The sequence below is a fragment of the Amycolatopsis sp. PS_44_ISF1 genome (assembly GCF_032335455.1).
GTDB lineage: Bacteria > Actinomycetota > Actinomycetes > Mycobacteriales > Pseudonocardiaceae > Amycolatopsis.
Genome location: NZ_JANUXO010000003.1, coordinates 457,795 through 475,202 on the forward strand (window position 1 = coordinate 457,795; position 17,408 = coordinate 475,202).

Here is a 17,408-nt window from a genome sequence, read left to right on the forward strand (position 1 = left end):
GCGGTGTCACGGCCGTGAGGTCCGGAGCCCCGGTTACGCTGCCGTTCGGAGTAGCCAGAGGAGAGGGAGTGCTGGAAGTGGCCGAGACCGTGTCGCCGAGGGTGCAGCTGATCGCCAAGACGGAGTTCTTCCCGCCGGAGGACGTGCCGTGGTCGACCGACGCCGACGGTGGCCAGGCGCTGGCCGAGTTCGCCGGACGCGCGTGCTACCAGTCGTGGAAGAAGCCGAACCCGAAGACGGCGACCAACGCCGGCTACATCGACCACATCATCGAGGTGGGCCACCTCTCGGTGCTGGAGCACGGTTCGGTGAGTTTCTACATCACCGGCATCTCGCGCTCGCTCACCCACGAGCTGATCCGGCACCGGCACTTCTCGTACTCGCAGCTTTCACAGCGTTACGTGCCGGAGAAGGACGCCGCGTTCGTGGAGCCGGAGGTGATCGCGAACGACCCGGAGCTGCACGAGAAGTTCCTCAAGGCCGCCCAGGCCAGTGTCGACGCCTACACCGAGCTGCTGGCCGGCCTGGAGGACAAGTTCTCCGACGCGCCGAGCGCCACCCTGCGCCGCAAGCAGGCCCGCCAGGCCGCCCGGGCGGTGCTGCCGAACGCCACCGAGACCCGCATCGTGGTCAGTGGCAACTACCGCGCCTGGCGGCACTTCGTCGCCATGCGCGCGACCGAGCACGCCGACGTGGAAATCCGCGCCCTGGCCATCGACTGCCTGCGTGAGCTGCAGAAGGCGGCGGCCAACGTGTTCGCCGACTTCACCATCTCGACGCTGCCCGACGGCACCGAGGTCGCCTCCAGCCCGAAGGTCCTCGAAGGCTGATGAAGCGTCTCGCGATCGACGTGCGGCCCGGTGACTACTCCGTGGTGCGCCTGCCCGCCGACGCGCCGGTGCCGGCCGAGCTGCTGGCTCCCGGCGAGCCGGTGCTCGTTTCCGTCACCCGCACGCCGGAAGAGCTTTCGGTGATCTGCCCGGCCGGGCGCGAGCCCGCGGGCGGGGTGGTCGAGCACGGCTGGCGGCTGCTGAGCGTCCGCGGCCCGCTGGAGTTCACGCTCACCGGCGTGATCTCGGCGCTGGCCTCGGAACTGGCCGCGGCCGGCGTCGCCCTGTTCTCCCTGTCCACTTTCGACACCGACCACATCCTGGTGCGCTCGGCCGAACTCGAACTCGCCGTGAAGGCGTTCCGCGACAGCGGCCACGAGGTCGGGCTGCCCGCCTGAGCTTCCGCCGCCGAAGGCCCTTCGTCCCGTATGAGGGGTCTTCGGTGTTCCCGGGTCAGGAGAGCACCGTGTCCGAAGACACCCTTGCCCGGTAAAGTTCGGCACGCCTAAAATTCGAATTAGGTATCCCGACAGGTGGCGGAGGGTGAGCGAGATGACGGTGGCGACAGCGGCCCGGCCGCGACGGCTGGCCCGGTTGCGGGCGGGCTCGGCGCTGCTGGGGCCCGCGTTCGTCGCGTCCATCGCCTACGTCGACCCCGGCAACGTGGCGTCCAACATCAGCGCGGGGGCCCGGTTCGGCTACCTGCTGGTGTGGGTGATCGTCGCGGCGAACCTGATGGCCGTGCTGGTCCAGTACCTCTCGGCCAAGCTCGGCCTGGTCACCGGCCAGTCGCTGCCCGAGGCGCTGCGGGAGCGGATGCCGCGCCGCGCCCGGCTGGCCTACTGGGCCCAGGCCGAGGTGGTGGCCGTCGCCACCGACCTGGCCGAGGTGGTCGGCGGCGCGATCGCGCTGAACCTGCTGTTCGACCTCCCACTGGTCGTCGGCGGGCTGGTCACCGGCGCGGTCTCCATGGTCCTGCTGGCGGTCCAGGACCGGGGCGGGCAGCGGAGGTTCGAGCGGGTCGTCACCGGGCTGCTCGCGGTGATCGCCATCGGGTTCCTGGCCAGCCTGTTCGTGGCGCCGCCGTCGGCGTCCGGCACGGCGGGCGGCCTGCTGCCCCGCTTCGAGGGGTCGGGCAGCGTCCTGATCGCCGCCGCGATGCTCGGCGCCACCGTGATGCCGCACGCGGTCTACCTGCACTCCGGGCTGGTCCGGGACCGGCACGGGACGGCCGGGCCCGGGCAGCGCCACCGGCTGCTGCGCGCGACCCGCGTGGACGTCGGTCTGGCCATGCTGCTGGCCGGCGCGGTCAACCTCGGCATGCTGCTGCTCGCCGCGACGAACCTGCAGAGCCGGACCGGCGTCGATTCGATCGAGGGCGCGCACGGCGCCGTCGCCACGGCGCTGGGCCCCGGCATCGCCCTGCTGTTCGCGGTCGGGCTGCTCGCCTCCGGGCTCGCGTCCACCTCGGTCGGTGCCTACGCCGGCGCCATGATCATGGACGGGCTGCTGCGCAAGCGGTTCCCGATCCTGCTGCGCCGGCTCGTCACGCTCGTCCCGGCCGTCGTCGTGCTCGGGCTGGGCGCCGACCCGAGTGCGGCGCTGGTGGTCTCGCAGGTGGTGCTGTCGTTCGGCATCCCGTTCGCGCTGGTGCCGCTGATCCGGCTGACCTCGGACGCGGGGCTGATGGGCGCGGCGGTCAACCGGCGCCCGACCACGGTGCTGGCCTGGCTGGTCGCGGGGGTGATCATCGTGCTGAACGTGGTGCTGATCTACCTGACCTGCACCGGCTGAACCCGGGCGCACCCGGCGGAACCGGCCGCGGCGGGGTGGGCGTGGCCTGGCGGCCCCAGGCGAAGGTGATCGGGCTCCTTCGGTGGCGATCGAGGAGCTGGTGGCCGCCCCGACCCTGGCCGAGCCGGGGCCTGCTCGCCCGGGAGGGCCACGGGCGGATCCCGGCGCAGATCACCACCGAGGTCGAGTGGTCCCGCGCGAAGAGTTCCGGCCCCCGCGCGCCGGAGGCGGAAGATCTCCGCGGCCGCCGGACCCCACCAGGTCGGGAGGGGGTTGACCGAGCCGAGGAGGTACCGTCATGACCATGTCCACCCCACCTACCGCAGCGCCCGGACGGCCGTTCGGGCGTGTGCTCACCGCGATGGCGACCCCCTTCGACCGCGACGGGGCGCTGGACGTCAAGCGGGCCCAGGAGCTCGCCGAGCACCTCGTGGAGCTGGGCAACGACGGACTGGTCGTGAACGGCACCACCGGCGAGAGCCCCACCACGAGCGACGCGGAGAAGACCGAGCTGGTCCGCGCCGTGGTCGAGGCGGTCGGCGACCGGGCCACGATCGTGGCCGGGGCCGGGACCAACGACACCGCGCACAGCGTCGAGCAGGCCCGCGCCGCCGCCGAAGCGGGCGCCCACGGCCTGCTCGTGGTCACGCCGTACTACTCGCGGCCGAGCCAGGCCGGGCTGTTCGCGCACTTCACCGCGGTCGCGGACGCCACCGACCGGCCGGTGATGCTCTACGACATCCCGCCGCGCTCGATCGTGCCGATCGAGGTCGACACGCTGCTGCGGCTGGCCGAGAACCCGCGGATCCTCGCGGTCAAGGACGCCAAGGGCGATCTGATCGCCGGCTCCGAGGTGATCGCGAATAGCCAGCTCGCCTACTACTCCGGCGACGACGGACTGAACCTGCCGTGGATCGCCGTCGGCGGCGCCGGTGTGGTCAGTGTGATCGGCCACGTGGTGGCCGGCCGGATCCGCGCGATGCTCGACGCCTACGAAAACGGCGACACCTCCACCGCGCGCACGAACCACCGCAGCATGCTGCCCGTGCTGCGGGCGTTTTCGCGGGTCGGCGGGGTCACTTTCGCCAAGGCCGCTCTGGGTCTGCGGGGCTTCGGCATCGGCGACCCGCGGCTGCCGGTCGTGCCCGCCACCGAGGAGCAGGTGCAGCTGATCGCGGCCGATCTTGCCCAGGGCGGCGTGCCGCTGGGCGACACGGCGGCTCCGGACTGGCATGGTGCACGGGTGGCACAAGCAGATTCCCAGGCGGCCTACGTGGCCCCGACCTCACACACCAGCGTTGGGACCCTGCCCCGGTGAGCTCACTTCCCGCCGGTCCCGGCCCCACCAACCTCCCGCCCAAGCTGCCGGAAGGCGCCCTGCGCGTGGTCGCGCTCGGCGGCATCGGCGAAGTCGGCCGGAACATGACCGTGTTCGAATACGACGGACGCCTGCTGATCGTCGACTGCGGCGTGCTCTTCCCCGAGGACACCCAGCCCGGCGTCGACCTGATCCTGCCGGACTTCCGGGCGATCGAGGACCGGCTCGAGGACATCGACGGCCTGGTGCTCACGCACGGGCACGAAGACCACATCGGCGCCGTCCCGTTCCTGCTCCGGCTCCGCCCGGACCTGCCGATCTTCGGCTCGCGCTTCACCAACGCGCTGCTTGCGGCCAAGGCCAAGGAGCACCGCCAGCGGCCGAAGCTGACCGAGGTGCGCGAGGGCGAGCGCCGCCGGGTCGGCGCGTTCGACCTCGAGTTCTTCGCGGTCAACCACTCCATCCCGGACGCGCTGGCGGTCGCCATCCGCACCCCGGCGGGCGTGGTCCTGCACACCGGCGACATCAAGCTCGACCAGTTGCCGCTGGACGGCCGGCTGACCGACCTGGCCGGCTTCTCCCGGCTCGGCGACGAGGGCGTGGACCTGTTCTGCGTCGACTCGACCAACGCCGAGGTGCCCGGCTTCGTCATGCCCGAGCGCGACATCGGCCCGGTGCTCGACGACGTGATCCGCCGGGTCGGCCAGCGCGTGATCGTGGCCTGCTTCGCCAGCCACGTGCACCGCGTGCAGCAGGTGCTCGCGGCGGCGGCGCGGCACGGGCGGCGCGTCGCGTTCGTGGGCCGCTCGATGGTCCGGAACATGGGCATCGCGGCCGACCTCGGCCTGCTGCAGGTGCCCGACGGCCTGCTCGTCGACCTCGACCAGGCCAGCGGCCTGCCGGAGAGCAAGGTCCTGTTCGTCTCCACCGGTTCGCAGGGCGAGCCGCTTTCGGCGCTCTCGCGCATGGCGCGCGGGGAGCACCGGCAGATCTCGATCCGCTCCGGCGACACCGTGGTGCTGGCCAGCTCGATGATCCCGGGCAACGAGACCGCGGTGTTCGGCGTGGTCAACGGCCTGACCCGGCTCGGCGCGAACGTGGTGCACCAGGGCAACGCCAAGGTGCACGTGTCCGGGCACGCGTCGGCGGGTGAGCTGCTCTACCTGTACAACGCGGTGCGCCCGAGCAACGTGATGCCGGTGCACGGCGAGTGGAAGCACCTGCGCGCCAACGGCGAGCTGGCCATCCGCACCGGTGTGGCGCCGGAGAACGTGGTGATCGCCGAGGACGGCGTGGTCGTGGACCTGGTCGACGGCAAGGCCAGCCGCACCGGCCGGGTCGAGGTCGGGCACGTCTACGTGGACGGCCTCTCGGTCGGCGACGTCGGCGAGTCCACCCTGTCCGACCGCCTGGTGCTGGGGGAGGGCGGCTTCATCTCGATCAGCGTGGCCGTCGACTCCAACACCGGCCGCGCGGTCAGCAGCCCCACGGTGTCCGGCCGCGGCTTCTCCGACGACCCGAAGGCGCTCGACTCGGTCGTGCCGCTGGTGGAGATGGAGCTGGCGCGCACGGAGGCCGAGGGCATCACCGACACCCACCGCATCGCGCAGGCGGTGCGCCGGGTGGTGGGCCGCTGGGTCGCCGACACCTACCGCCGCCGCCCGATGATCGTGCCCACGGTCATCCCGGTCTGATCCGGCTGTTCCTTACGCCACGCCGCCGCGTCCCCCTGCGGACGCGGCGGCGTGGCGCGTTTTGCCGACTGACCACCTCACCGCTGCTGCGGGCACCGTTCCGGGGATTTCTGGCTGCGCACACCGTCTCGCTGTTCGGTGCCTCGGTGCCTCGGTGCCTCGGTGTCTTCGGTTGCGCTGGTGCCGCTGACCGGACGGTTCGATCTGGTGCTGGTCTCGGCGCTGACGATGCTGAACGGCGCGTTCGAAGCGTTCGCGGGCGCGATGGGAATCGCGGCCGCCGGGATGATTCGGAAACCGCGGTCCGCGAACTGTCCCCGGCCGGCCTACGTAACGGTCTTCGAAGTGGCCTGCACCGCCGCGGCCCCGCCGAGCAGGATCACCGCGCCCAGGATCTGGGGCCAGGTCAAGGCCTCGCTCAGCAGCGCCCACGCCAGCACCGTCGCGAGCACCGGTTCGGCCAGCCCCAGCACGCTGGCCACCGGGGCGGGCAGATGCCGCAGGGCCGAAATGCTCAGCAGATAAGGGAAAACCGTCGAGAACAGCACCACGCCGAGCACCAGCAGCCCGATCGGCGGCAGCCACGGTCCGAACGGGACAGTGGCGGCCAGCAGCGGCCAGGGGACCGTCCACGGCGGCGCGACCACGCCCACCACGGCCGCGCCGATCACCATGCCCCAGGTGACCAGGCCCAGCGGGTCGCGCCCGGCCACCGCGCGCTCGCCGAGCAGGAAGTAGCCCGCCGAGCACACCCCCGCGCCGAGGCCGGCGAGCAGACCGGCGGGGTCGAGGCCGACGCCTTTCCAGACCTGCGCGACCAGCGCCAGCCCGGCCATGGCCAGCGCGATCCCGCCCCACATCGCGCGCGGCAGCCGCGTCCGGCGCACGAGCCGGACCCACAGCGCGATCAGCACCGGCGAGGTGAAGTCCAGCAGGATCGCGATGCCCACCGGGATCCGTGAGGCGGCGATGAAGTAGAGCAGCTGCGTCCCGGCGACGCCGAGCAGCCCGTACACGAGCAGCGTCGGCCATTCCCCGCGGCGCACCTTGAGCGCCCGCGGGGCGAACAACGCCGTTCCCGCGAGCAGCAGCAGACCCGCGATGCCGATCCGCAGCGTCGCCGCTTGCTCCGGCGACACCCCGGCGAGCATCACCGGCTTCCCGAGGACACCGGAGGTGCTGAACAGCAGCGCCGAGGCCAGGACCAGCCCGGCGCCGCGCTCGCGGTGCGGGACGGGGGACCGGGGGGTGATCGCGGCCGGCTCGATGGTCACCCCGCGACCCTACGGCCGGGGCCGGAGGGACCGGAACTGGTTTACCGCCCGGTTTTCAGCCCGGCGGCCACGTATCCGGTGACCCTGGCCAGCCGGTGGCCCTGCCGCCGCAGCGCGCCGAGAGCCAGTTCGTCCGGCGCCGCGGACTTGCGCGAGACGAACGATCCGCCGTAGGGGTTGCCGGATTCCTTGAGGTGCGCGTCGCCGTAGCCGAGCGGCACCACGATCGCACCCCAGTGGTAGAAGATGTTGTTGGTGGCCAGCACGGTCGCCTCCAGCCCGCCGTGCGTGGTGGAGGCCGAGGTGAACGAGGTGGCGACCTTGTCGGCCAGCTTCCCCTGCGCCCACAGGCCGCCGGTGCTGTCCAAAAAGGACTTGAGCTGCGCCGCCGGCCCGCCGAACCGGGTCGGGCCGCCGACCGCGAGGCCCTCGGCCCACTCCAGGTCGGCCAGGGTCGCGTACTCGTGGTGCGGGCCGGCGTCCACCCAGGCCTGCCAGCGCGGGTTGCCGGCCACGGCCTCGGGCGGCGCGGTCTCCGGCACCGTCCGCACCCGGACCTCGGCCCCGGTCTCCCGGGCGCCCTCGGCCAGCGCGGACGCGAGGGCGGCGGCGTTGCCGGTGGCGCTGTAGTAGACGACGAGAATGCGGGTGCTCACGCCTCGCGACTCTAGGCCAGGCCCCGGGCCGGTCCCAGGATCCGGAACGCGGCTAGCGCGCCGGCCCGGGCTTCCACGGGCTGACGGTGTCCGTCGGCCGGGTCGGATCGGTGAACCGCGGCCGCACCGGCTCGTCGCGGCGCAGCGGCACCAGCCCGCCGGTGATGGCCCGCATGATTTCGGCGTGCGCCCGCACCCCGGCGCCCGGCCGGTCCGGCTCGACCCCGGAGAGGTCGACCGGATCGCCGAAGTGCACCTTGAACCGGGGCCGCCGCAGCGGCGCGCTGAGCCCCGAGCGGGCCAGCGGCGCCAGGTCGGCGGGACCGTTCACGGTCTCGGTGCCCCAGTACACGGCCTCGTGCGCGCCCCACTGGCTGATCGGGATCACCGGCACGCCCGCGCCCAGCGCGAGCCGCGCGGCGCCGGTCTTGCCGCGCTCCGGCCACAGCCCGGGATCGTGGCTGATCCGCCCCTCGGGGTAGACGATGATCGGCTCGCGGGTCTCGCGCAGCTGCGCCACGGCCTCGGCGAACTGCCCGACCGCGGTCGCCGCCACCTGCCGGTCCACCCGCAGGTGCCCGCTGGCCCGCAGCGCCGGCCCGATCACCGGCGCGTCGAGGATCCCCCCGGCCAGCATGAACCGCGGGTTGAGGCCGATCCGCTTGCACGCCGCCATCAGCACGAACGCGTCGAACACCCCGATGTGGTTCGCCGCCATCAGCAGCGGCCGCCCCCGCAACGCGGCCGGCACCGACCCGGACACGGTCAGCTTCCCGACCAGGTTGACCAGCCCGCGATCGATGGTCAGCATCGTCCGCCAGATCGCCGGGGCCCGGCGCGGAGCCGGTGATTCGTCCTGATGCAGCGCGAACATGGGGCAGAGTTTGTCACGGGGCCGCCCACCTGGGACAACGCGGCTCACGCCGATCCGCTCGGCGGCCGTTGCCACTGGTCAGGGGGCAGACCGTGGCCGGGCGCGCGTGGGGCTTCGCTGCCTGGCCGGCGCCGCATTCCGGGGCGATTGTTTCGCCTGTGCTGCGAGTGGCGCGTGGGACTATGGCCCCGCGCCCGTTACCGTGGAAGCATGGCTGGGTCGGCGACGAGGAAGCGGAGCAGTTCGAGCAGCGGCGGGAAGGCACCGGCGCGCGGTTCGCGCAGCCCGGCCAAGCCGCGGTCGACGGGCTCGCGTTCGGGTAGCACGCGGGTGTCGTCCTCGGCTCGCAAGCCTGCCGCCTCGACGCGAAGGCCGCCGGCGCGAAAGGGCCGTTCGCGCTCCTCCGGGGCGTTCGGCCGTGGTGTGCGCGGCACCTGGAACGTGCTGGCCAAGGGGCTCGGCACGGTGGCCCGCACGGTCGGGCGCACCCGTGAGCTGGAGGCCGAGCACCGCCGGGACGGGCTGGCCCTGGGCCTGATCGCGGTGGCCATCGTCGCGGCCGTGGGCGTGTGGTGGCGCGCGGCCGGGCCGATCGGCGCCGGCGTGGAGATCGCGACGCGCACGGTGCTGGGCGCCGGCGCGGTGACGCTGCCGCTGGTGCTGGTCGTGGTCGCGATCGCGCTGATGCGGTCGGAGCCGGATCCGGAGACCCGGCCGCGGATGGTCGTCGGCACGCTGCTGGTGGTGCTGTCCGTGCTCGGGATGCTGCACATCTTCACCGCGCTGCCGCAGACCAACGACGGCCGCATGTACGCCGGCGGGGTGATCGGCTGGTTCTCCGGCGGGCTGCTCACGCAGGGCGTCACCAGCTGGGTCGCGGTGCCGCTGCTGATCCTCGCGCTGCTGTTCGGCGTGCTGGTGTTCACCGGGACGCCGGTGCGCGAGATCCCGCACCGCCTGCGCACGTGGGGCCTCGACGAGGACGAGCTCGCCGACGTCGAGGGGGAGCGTGACGCGGCCGCCACCGAGCGCGAGGCCGACGCCGTCACCGAAGCCGACCCGAAGTCCGCACGGCTGCGCAAGCCTGCTCGGCGTCGCCAAGGCCGCGACGAGTCCGATGGCGAGCAATTGGACCTCGACGCCGCGCTGGCCGAGACGCCCACTCCGCTGCGTGCCCCGAAGCCCAAGCCGCCCACGCCCGCCGCCGAGGTGCCGGAGAAGAAGCCCAAGAAGGCACCGGAGCCGACGCTGGCGGTGACCCGCACGGTCGAGGGCGACTACCAGCTCCCGCCGCCGGACCTGCTCAAGCTCGGCGACGTGCCGAAGTCCCGCAGCAAGGCCAACGACGCCATGATCGAGGCGATCACCGGCGTGCTGGAGCAGTTCAGCATCGACGCGCAGGTCACCGGCTTCACCCGCGGGCCGACGGTCACCCGGTACGAGGTCGAGCTGGGTCCGGGCGTCAAGGTCGAGAAGATCACCGCGCTGACCAAGAACATCGCCTACGCCGTGGCCACCGACAACGTCCGGCTGCTGGCGCCGATCCCGGGCAAGTCCGCCGTCGGCATCGAGGTGCCGAACTCCGACCGCGAGATGGTGCGCCTCGGCGACGTCCTGCGCGCACCGAGCACGGTCAAGGACAACCACCCGATGGTGATCGGGCTGGGCAAGGACATCGAGGGGCACTTCGTCACCGCGAACCTGACGAAGATGCCCCACCTGCTGGTGGCCGGCTCCACCGGCTCCGGCAAGTCCAGCTTCGTGAACTCCATGCTGGTGTCGCTGCTCGCGCGGTCGACGCCGGAGGAGTGCCGGATGATCCTGATCGACCCGAAGATGGTCGAGCTGACGCCGTACGAGGGCATCCCGCACCTGATCACGCCCATCATCACCCAGCCGAAGAAGGCCGCCGCCGCGCTGGCCTGGCTGGTGGAGGAAATGGAGCAGCGCTACCAGGACATGCAGGTCAACAAGGTCCGCCACATCGACGACTACAACCGGAAGGTCCGCTCGGGCGAGATCACCGCGCCGCCGGGCAGCGAACGCGTGTACGCGCCGTACCCGTACATCATGGCGATCGTCGACGAGCTGGCCGACCTGATGATGACCGCGCCGCGGGACGTGGAGGACGCGATCGTCCGGATCACGCAGAAGGCCCGCGCGGCCGGCATCCACCTGGTGCTGGCCACCCAGCGGCCCTCGGTCGACGTGGTCACCGGCCTGATCAAGACGAACGTGCCCTCGCGGCTGGCCTTCGCCACCTCCTCGCTGACCGACTCGCGGGTCATCCTCGACCAGCCGGGCGCGGAGAAGCTGATCGGCATGGGCGACGCGCTCTACCTGCCGATGGGCGCGGGCAAGCCGGTGCGCATCCAGGGCGCGTTCGTCGGCGACGAGGAAATCGCCGCGGTCGTCAACTACGCCAAGGAGCAGGCGCAGCCGGAGTACCAGGACGGCGTCACGGCGCAGAAGGCCGGCGAGGCCAAGGAGATCGACCCGGACATCGGCGACGACCTCGACGTGCTGCTGCAGGCCGCCGAGCTGATCGTCACCTCGCAGTTCGGCTCGACCTCGATGCTGCAGCGCAAGCTCCGCGTCGGCTTCGCCAAGGCCGGCCGGCTGATGGACCTGCTGGAAAGCCGCGGCGTCGTGGGCCCCTCGGAGGGCTCGAAGGCCCGCGACGTGCTGATCAAGCCGGAGGAGCTGGAGTCGGTCCTGTTCATGATCCGCGGCGGCGACGCTCCGGCCCCGGAGCCCGCGGACGAGGACTTCTGATCCGCTCCTGACGGGTGCCGAGCGGCCGGAGGCCCGTTCGCGGAAATCGGCCGGCCGGCGGTGCAACCACCGCTGCTGTGATCTCCGTCTGCGCACCATGGACGCCAAGAGGCTCGTTCCGGTCCTGGGGACGCTGGCCGTTCTCGCCGCGGGCGCGGGGGGTTCGGCGGCCCTCGCGCAGACCCACGACGGGGCGCCGGCCCCGCCGCGGCCGGTGGCCCCGGGCACGGTCACCGCCGATCCCGGGCACGACGTCTCGCTCGGCCTCGGGCAGGAGGCCGAGCTGAGCACCAAGGACGTCACCGTCCGTTACACCCGGCTGATCGGCGACTCCCGGTGCAAGCCGGGACGGCACTGCTTCTGGGCGGGTGACGCCGTCGTCGCGGTGTCGCTGACGCAGCCCGGGCGCGGGGAGCACTCCGACGCTCAGTTGCACACCGGGACCGAGCCGCACGCCACGACGTTCGCCGCCGCCCGGGTCGAGCTGGTCAGCGTAAGCCCGCGCGGCGACCGGATCACCCTGCGCGTCCGGTGAAGGGCCCGGCCGGACGCTCGGGATCGGCCTGGCGCCGCCCGGGAGCAGGTGCCCGGTTCAGAACTCCAGGAGCATGCGTGAGTTGCCGAGGGTGTTCGGCTTGACGTAGGGCAGGTCGAGGAATTCCGCGACGCCGGGGTCGAGCGAGCGGCGCATCTCCTCGTAGACCTCCTGGGAGACCGGCGTCCCGTCGATCTCGACGAAACCGTGCCGGAGGAAGAAATCCGTCTCGAAGGTCAGCACGAACAGGCGCTTGAGGCCCAGCTCGCGGGCCTCCTGCACGAGCCGGCCGACGAGCCGGTGCCCGACCCCGCGGCCGCGGGCCGCCTTGTCCACCACCACCGTGCGCAGTTCGGCGATGTCCTCCCAGAGCACGTGGAGCGCGGCGGCGCCGAGCACCTCGTCGCCCTCGCCGGCGGCGACCCAGAACTCCTGGATCGCCTCGTACAGCGTGACCAGCTCCTTTTCGAGCAGCACGCGGCCCGCGTCGGAGTCGACGAGCGCCTTGATCTTGCGGACGTCGGCTATCCGGGCGCGGCGGACGGCCGGTGGGACTGGGTCGGAAGGCACACCGGTCAAGATATCGAGCCCCGGAGCCACGGCGCCGGGGGTGCCGATGGCTCGATCGGGGGACCCCGGTTCCGGTGACACCAGGTAACTCACGTATAGCTAATGCAACTAAGCGACCGTGCGCGTCACCGTCGCGCCGACAGCCAGTACGCGCATCGGAGCGCGACGACGACGGGGAGGCGCCCGCATGCCCGGGAGCACGACGGTGTCCACCGGACGGGTGTCCGCCCCCTCGGCCGAGCAGTCCCGGTTCCGGCCCGAACTGCAGGGCGTCCGCGCGCTCGCCTCGGTGCTGGTGGTCGTCTACCACGTCTGGCTGGACCGGATCTCCGGCGGCGTGGACGTGTTCTTCCTGGTCTCCGGCTTCCTCATCACCGGGCAGCTCTACCGCGCGTCGCTGCGGGGCCGGATCGAGCTGCGGCCGATCTGGGGCCGGATGATCAAACGGCTGTTCCCGGCCGCGATGACCGTGCTGCTCACCGTGACCGTGGCCTCGGCGCTGCTGCTGCCGGAGGACCGCTGGTTCCAGACCGTCCGGGAGGTCTTCGCCTCCGCCCTGTTCTACGAGAACTGGCAGCTCGCGGCCGACTCGGTCGACTACTTCGCCCAGCACAACGGCGCCAGCGTCGTCCAGCACTTCTGGTCGCTGTCGGTCCAGGGCCAGTTCTACCTGCTCTGGCCGCTGGTCTTCGTGGCGCTCGGGCTGGCCGTGCGCCGCTTCGGCTGGCCGCTGCGCCGCACCGTGAACGTGATGCTGGTGGCGCTGTTCACGGCTTCGCTGGCCTACTCGGTCTACCTGACCGCGGCCGATCAGCAGCTCGCCTACTTCCACGGCCTCACCCGGGTCTGGGAGTTCGCGCTCGGCGGGCTGATGGCGATGTTCCTGGACGCGTTCGTCCTGCCGCGCCGGCTGCGCGTGCTGCTCGGCTGGATCGGGGTGGCCGGGCTGGTGCTGTGCGGCATCGTGCTGCGCGTCGACACCGTCTTCCCGGGGTTCATCGCGCTGTGGCCGACGCTCTCGGCGGGCCTGGTGCTGGTGGCGGGCCAGACCGGCAGCGGCCTCGGTGCCGACCGCTGGCTGAGCTCGAAACCGCTGGGCTACCTGGGGAAGATCAGTTTCTCCCTGTACCTGTGGCACTGGCCGGTGCTGGTGTTCTACCTGATCCTGCGGGTGCGCGAGCAGGTCGGGCTGCTCGGCGGCGCGGTGATCCTGGGGGTTTCGTTCGGCCTCTCGGTGCTCACCTACCACTTCGTGGAGAACCCGATCCGGCTCTCGGAGATCGGCACGGTGAAGCGCTGGGGGGCCTACCGGTTCGGCCTCGTCGCCCTGGTGCCGGTGCTGGTCGCGGCCGGGCTGTGGGGCGGCTACACCACGGCCGAGGCCAACTACTCCATCGCGCTCGGCGACCCCGACCACCCCGGTGCGCTCGCGCAGAGCCCGGGCTTCGTCTACCGCGGCTCCCCCTCGCCGCGGGTGGTGCCGCCGACGTTGAAGCTGCCCGAAGACTGGGCCGGCATCGATTCGGACAACTGCACGACCTCGCCGCGCGACGAGGAGCTGGACATCTGCACCCAGAGCCCGGCCGGGCGGCCGGCCAAGCGGGTGGTGCTGGTCGGCGACTCGCACATCCAGCAGTACCTCGCGGCCTTCCTGCCGCTGGTCCGGAGCAAGGGCTGGCAGGTGACCGCGATGCTCAAGGGCGCCTGCCCGTTCTCCGCGGCCTCCGAGCTGATGCCGGGCGACGAGGCCTGCACGAGCTGGAACGAGGCCGCGGCCGACGAGATCGTGGCGATGCACCCGGACGCCGTGGTCGCGCAGGGCAGCCTGAACACCGGCGCCGGGGTCACCGAGACCACCCCGCCCGGGCTGCTCACCCAGTGGTCCCGGCTGGCCCGGGCCGGCATTCCCGTGGTGGCGCTGCGCGACAGCCCGCGGTTCAGCTTCGACGTGGCCGCCTGCGTCGCCGAACGGACCCCGGGCGACCCGGCCTGCGGCCGCGACCGCGAAGACCTGCTGCCGGCGGACCCGTCCTATTCGGCGGTGCCGGAAATCCCGGGCAACGTGTCGTTCCTCGACTTCACCGACTACCTCTGCACCGGCGAGGTCTGCCCGGCGACGGTCGGCAACGTGCTCGTCTACATGGACGACAACCACGTCACCGCGACCTTCCTGACCACGCTCTCGCCCATCCTGGACCAGGAGATGACCGCGGCTCTGCACTGGTGACCGCCCACCCCGTCGCCCGGCCCGAAGCCTCCCGCCGCCCGCCGTGGTCACCGGTCCGTCCCGCCGTCTGGGCGACGCCGTCGCCGTCCGGCCCGAGCCCGGCGGCTACGCTGGACGTCGTGCCTTCTCCCACCACTGAGCCCGCCACCGCCGAACCGGCCGAGGGCCGTCGTGTCTCCCTCGTGACGCTGGGCTGTGCCCGCAACGAGGTCGACTCCGAGGAGCTGGCCGGGCGGCTGGCGGCCGGGGGCTGGGAGCTGGCCGCCGATCCGGAGGACTCCGACGTCGTCGTGGTCAACACCTGCGGGTTCGTGGAGTCGGCGAAGAAGGACTCGGTGGACACCCTGCTCGCCGCCGCCGACACCGGCCGCAAGGTGGTCGCCGTGGGCTGCATGGCCGAGCGGTACGGCCACGAGCTGGCCGACAGCCTGCCCGAGGCCGACGCGGTGCTCGGCTTCGACCACTACGCCGAGCTCTCCGACCGGCTCGACGACGTGGTGGCTGGCCGCAAGCTCGCTTCGCACACCCCGTCCGACCGGCGCAAGCTGCTCCCGATCAGCCCGGTCCAGCGACCCGCCGCCAGCGAAGCGGTCGAGGTCCCCGGGCACGCCCAGCACGGCTGGGGCCCGCGGGTGCTGCGCACCCGGCTCGACACCTCGCCGGTGGCGGCGCTGAAGATCGCCTCCGGGTGCGACCGGCGCTGCTCGTTCTGCGCGATCCCGTCCTTCCGCGGCTCGTTCGTCTCCCGCCGGCCCGACGAGATCGTGGCCGAGGCGCAGTGGCTCGCCGAGAACGGCGCGAAGGAGCTGTTCCTGGTCAGCGAGAACTCCACCTCCTACGGCAAGGACTTCGGCCGCGACGGCGCCAGCGCGCTCGAGCGCCTGCTGCCGCGGCTGGCCGAGGTCGAGGGCATCGACCGGGTGCGCGTGTCCTACCTGCAGCCGGCCGAGACGCGGCCGCAGCTGGTCAAGGCCATCGCCACCACGCCCGGCGTCGCGGACTACTTCGACCTGTCGTTCCAGCACTCCAGCGAGCAGGTGCTGCGCCGGATGCGCCGGTTCGGCTCCACCGACTCCTTCCTCGCGCTGACCGAGCAGATCCGCGAGTACGCCCCCGAGGCGGGCATCCGGACCAACGTGATCGTCGGCTTCCCGGGGGAGACCGAGCACGACCTGGCCGAGCTGGAGCGGTTCCTGACCGGCGCCCGGCTCGACGCGGTCGGCGTGTTCGGCTACTCCGACGAGGACGGCACCGAGGCCGAGACCTTCGAGGGCAAGCTGGACCCGCAGGAGGTCGCCGCCCGCGTCACACGGATCTCCGCGCTGGTCGAGGAGCTCACCGCGCAGCGCGCCGAGGACCGCATCGGCACCTTCGTCGACGTGCTGGTCGAGCGGGCCGCCGGGAACAGCGCCGACAGCGCTGACGGCATTGACGGCACTGATCCCGACAGCATTGATGCCGACAGCGCGGTGGGCCGCGCCGCGCACCAGGCGCCCGAGGTCGACGGCGAGTGCGTGATCCTGGAGGAGGAGCCGGTGCTGCGGCCCGGCGACCTGGTGCGCTGCGAAGTGGTCGAATCGGCCGGGGTCGACTTGGTCGTCCGCCCGGTAGCGGGCGCCGGCCGGTGAGTGCCGCCCCCAGCGACGCCGGTGAGGGCATGACCCGGGGCGGGGCCGAATCCCGTTCCGCCGCGTCCGGGCCCGCGGAGCCCCGCCCGGCCGCCGGGCCGCACGCCGAGGCCGCGGTGCCGGAGCCGACCCCGGTGCCCACGCTCAACCTGGCCAACCTGCTGACCCTTTCGCGGCTGGTCCTGGTGCCGCTGTTCGTGTTGGCGCTGTTCTCCGGCGACGGCGCGGACACCGCCTGGCGGGCCGTGGCCACCGGGCTGTTCGTGATCGCCTCGGCCACCGACCAGGTGGACGGCTGGGTGGCCCGCAAGTACGGGCTGATCACCGACTTCGGCAAGATCGCCGACCCGATCGCGGACAAGGCCCTGATCGGCGCGGCGCTGATCGGGCTGAGCGGGCTCGGCGAGCTGTCCTGGTGGGTGACGATCGTGATCGCGGTGCGGGAGATCGGCGTCACGCTGCTGCGCTTCTGGGTGATCCGCCACGGCGTGATCCCGGCCAGCCGCGGTGGCAAGGCCAAGACGATGACGCAGATCCTGGCCATCGTGGTCTACCTGCTGCCCCTGCCCGCCGGGGCCGACCCGGTCCGCTGGGTCCTGATGGGCCTGGCCGTGGCGCTGACCGTGGTCACCGGCGTGGACTACCTGGTGCGCGCGGTCCGCCTGCGCGCCGCCGGCCGCCGCGCCACCGGCTCCTGATGACCGGCCCTGACCCCGTGACCGGCCCCGATGCGCAGGCCGCCCGCCTGGTGACAGCGCTGACCCGCCGCGGCGAGACGGTGGCCGCGGCCGAGTCCCTCACCGCCGGGCTGGTCTGCGCCACCCTGGCCCGCATCCCCGGGGCCAGCGCCGTGCTGCGCGGCGGTCTTGTGGTCTACGCCACAGAGCTCAAGCACGTGCTCGCCGGGGTCGACGAGGAGCTGCTGGCCGCTCGCGGCGCGGTCGACCCCGAGGTCGCGGTCCAGCTCGCGGCCGGGGCCCGGGCGCGCTGCGGGGCGACCTGGGGCCTGGGCCTGACCGGCGTCGCCGGGCCCTCCGGCCAGGACGGCGCCGCCCCCGGGACGGTGCACCTCGGGCTCAGCGGGCCCACCGGGACGACCGTCCGCAGCCTCGGGTTCGACGGGGATCGCGACGCCGTGCGGACCGCCTCGGTGAGCGCCGCCTTCACGCTGCTCGAGGAACAACTAGACTGAACGTGGCGTTCGCCCTTGGCGTACGCACGGGTCAAGTCCTG

The 17,408-nt window shown here is 72.6% G+C and carries 16 protein-coding genes; 11 read left to right on the forward strand and 5 right to left on the reverse strand.

The features are described from left to right. Positions 1-77: 77 nt before the first annotated feature. The 5 genes from thyX (at position 78) to NYF13_RS28450 (ending at position 5,636) form a co-directional block, all read left to right on the forward strand. Positions 78-830 carry an FAD-dependent thymidylate synthase gene (gene thyX / locus NYF13_RS28430; RefSeq protein WP_315660921.1) on the forward strand — a complete coding sequence of 251 codons (753 nt, stop codon included), beginning with the start codon at positions 78-80 and terminating at the stop codon, positions 828-830. Then, on the forward strand, positions 830-1,228 hold the full coding sequence (locus tag NYF13_RS28435; RefSeq protein ID WP_315660923.1) for an ACT domain-containing protein: 399 nt from the start codon (positions 830-832) through the stop codon (positions 1,226-1,228). Before thyX ends, NYF13_RS28435 begins: the two co-directional genes overlap by 1 nt. 154 nt (positions 1,229-1,382) lie before the next feature. Next, entirely contained in the window at positions 1,383-2,624 is a 1,242-nt protein-coding gene (locus tag NYF13_RS28440) for an Nramp family divalent metal transporter (protein ID WP_315660925.1), read from the forward strand. A 304-nt stretch (positions 2,625-2,928) separates the two neighbouring features. After that, the gene (gene dapA, locus NYF13_RS28445; RefSeq protein ID WP_396287737.1) at positions 2,929-3,942 is read left to right on the forward strand and encodes a 4-hydroxy-tetrahydrodipicolinate synthase; all 1,014 of its coding nucleotides are present in this window, start codon (positions 2,929-2,931) and stop codon (positions 3,940-3,942) included. After that, complete coding sequence (locus NYF13_RS28450; RefSeq protein WP_315660929.1) at positions 3,939-5,636, forward strand: ribonuclease J; 1,698 nt, start codon at positions 3,939-3,941, stop codon at positions 5,634-5,636. Before dapA ends, NYF13_RS28450 begins: the two co-directional genes overlap by 4 nt. A 326-nt stretch (positions 5,637-5,962) precedes the next feature. Here NYF13_RS28450 and NYF13_RS28455 read toward each other — a convergent pair whose 3' ends face one another. The 4 genes from NYF13_RS28455 to NYF13_RS28470 all read right to left on the reverse strand — a co-directional run bounded on the left by NYF13_RS28455 (position 5,963) and on the right by NYF13_RS28470 (position 8,790). Continuing rightward, positions 5,963-6,910: an EamA family transporter gene (locus NYF13_RS28455; protein ID WP_315660931.1), complete on the reverse strand. Its 948-nt coding sequence runs from the start codon at positions 6,908-6,910 to the stop codon at positions 5,963-5,965. 41 nt (positions 6,911-6,951) lie between these two features. After that, a complete protein-coding gene (gene wrbA, locus NYF13_RS28460) occupies positions 6,952-7,566 on the reverse strand; it encodes an NAD(P)H:quinone oxidoreductase (protein ID WP_315660933.1) in 615 nt (204 codons plus the stop codon). A 52-nt stretch (positions 7,567-7,618) separates the two neighbouring features. Further along, positions 7,619-8,440, reverse strand: coding sequence for a lysophospholipid acyltransferase family protein (locus NYF13_RS28465; protein WP_315660934.1), 822 nt, complete (start codon positions 8,438-8,440; stop codon positions 7,619-7,621). A 197-nt stretch (positions 8,441-8,637) separates the two neighbouring features. After that, positions 8,638-8,790 (reverse strand): hypothetical protein, encoded by a 153-nt coding sequence (locus NYF13_RS28470; RefSeq protein WP_315660936.1) that lies wholly within the window; start codon positions 8,788-8,790, stop codon positions 8,638-8,640. Between the two features lie 73 nt (positions 8,791-8,863). On the opposite strand from NYF13_RS28470, the gene NYF13_RS28475 reads away from it, so the two are divergent. After that, positions 8,864-11,215 carry a DNA translocase FtsK 4TM domain-containing protein gene (locus NYF13_RS28475; protein ID WP_315660938.1) on the forward strand — a complete coding sequence of 784 codons (2,352 nt, stop codon included), beginning with the start codon at positions 8,864-8,866 and terminating at the stop codon, positions 11,213-11,215. A gap of 97 nt (positions 11,216-11,312) precedes the next feature. Beyond that, the gene (locus tag NYF13_RS28480; RefSeq protein WP_315660940.1) at positions 11,313-11,750 is read left to right on the forward strand and encodes a hypothetical protein; all 438 of its coding nucleotides are present in this window, start codon (positions 11,313-11,315) and stop codon (positions 11,748-11,750) included. Between the two features lie 57 nt (positions 11,751-11,807). On the opposite strand, the gene NYF13_RS28485 is transcribed toward NYF13_RS28480, so the two are convergent. Then, positions 11,808-12,329, reverse strand: coding sequence for an amino-acid N-acetyltransferase (locus NYF13_RS28485; protein ID WP_315660942.1), 522 nt, complete (start codon positions 12,327-12,329; stop codon positions 11,808-11,810). A gap of 178 nt (positions 12,330-12,507) precedes the next feature. On the opposite strand from NYF13_RS28485, the gene NYF13_RS28490 reads away from it, so the two are divergent. The 4 genes from NYF13_RS28490 to NYF13_RS28505 all read left to right on the forward strand — a co-directional run bounded on the left by NYF13_RS28490 (position 12,508) and on the right by NYF13_RS28505 (position 17,367). Then, on the forward strand, positions 12,508-14,547 hold the full coding sequence (locus NYF13_RS28490; RefSeq protein ID WP_315660943.1) for an acyltransferase family protein: 2,040 nt from the start codon (positions 12,508-12,510) through the stop codon (positions 14,545-14,547). Positions 14,548-14,666: 119 nt separating this feature from the next. Further along, positions 14,667-16,175: a 30S ribosomal protein S12 methylthiotransferase RimO gene (rimO, locus tag NYF13_RS28495; protein WP_315660945.1), complete on the forward strand. Its 1,509-nt coding sequence runs from the start codon at positions 14,667-14,669 to the stop codon at positions 16,173-16,175. Continuing rightward, positions 16,172-16,873 carry a CDP-diacylglycerol--glycerol-3-phosphate 3-phosphatidyltransferase gene (gene pgsA, locus NYF13_RS28500; RefSeq protein ID WP_315660947.1) on the forward strand — a complete coding sequence of 234 codons (702 nt, stop codon included), beginning with the start codon at positions 16,172-16,174 and terminating at the stop codon, positions 16,871-16,873. Before rimO ends, pgsA begins: the two co-directional genes overlap by 4 nt. Beyond that, on the forward strand, positions 16,873-17,367 hold the full coding sequence (locus NYF13_RS28505; RefSeq protein WP_315660949.1) for a CinA family protein: 495 nt from the start codon (positions 16,873-16,875) through the stop codon (positions 17,365-17,367). The genes pgsA and NYF13_RS28505 overlap by 1 nt, the downstream gene beginning before the upstream one ends. Positions 17,368-17,408: the final 41 nt, after the last annotated feature.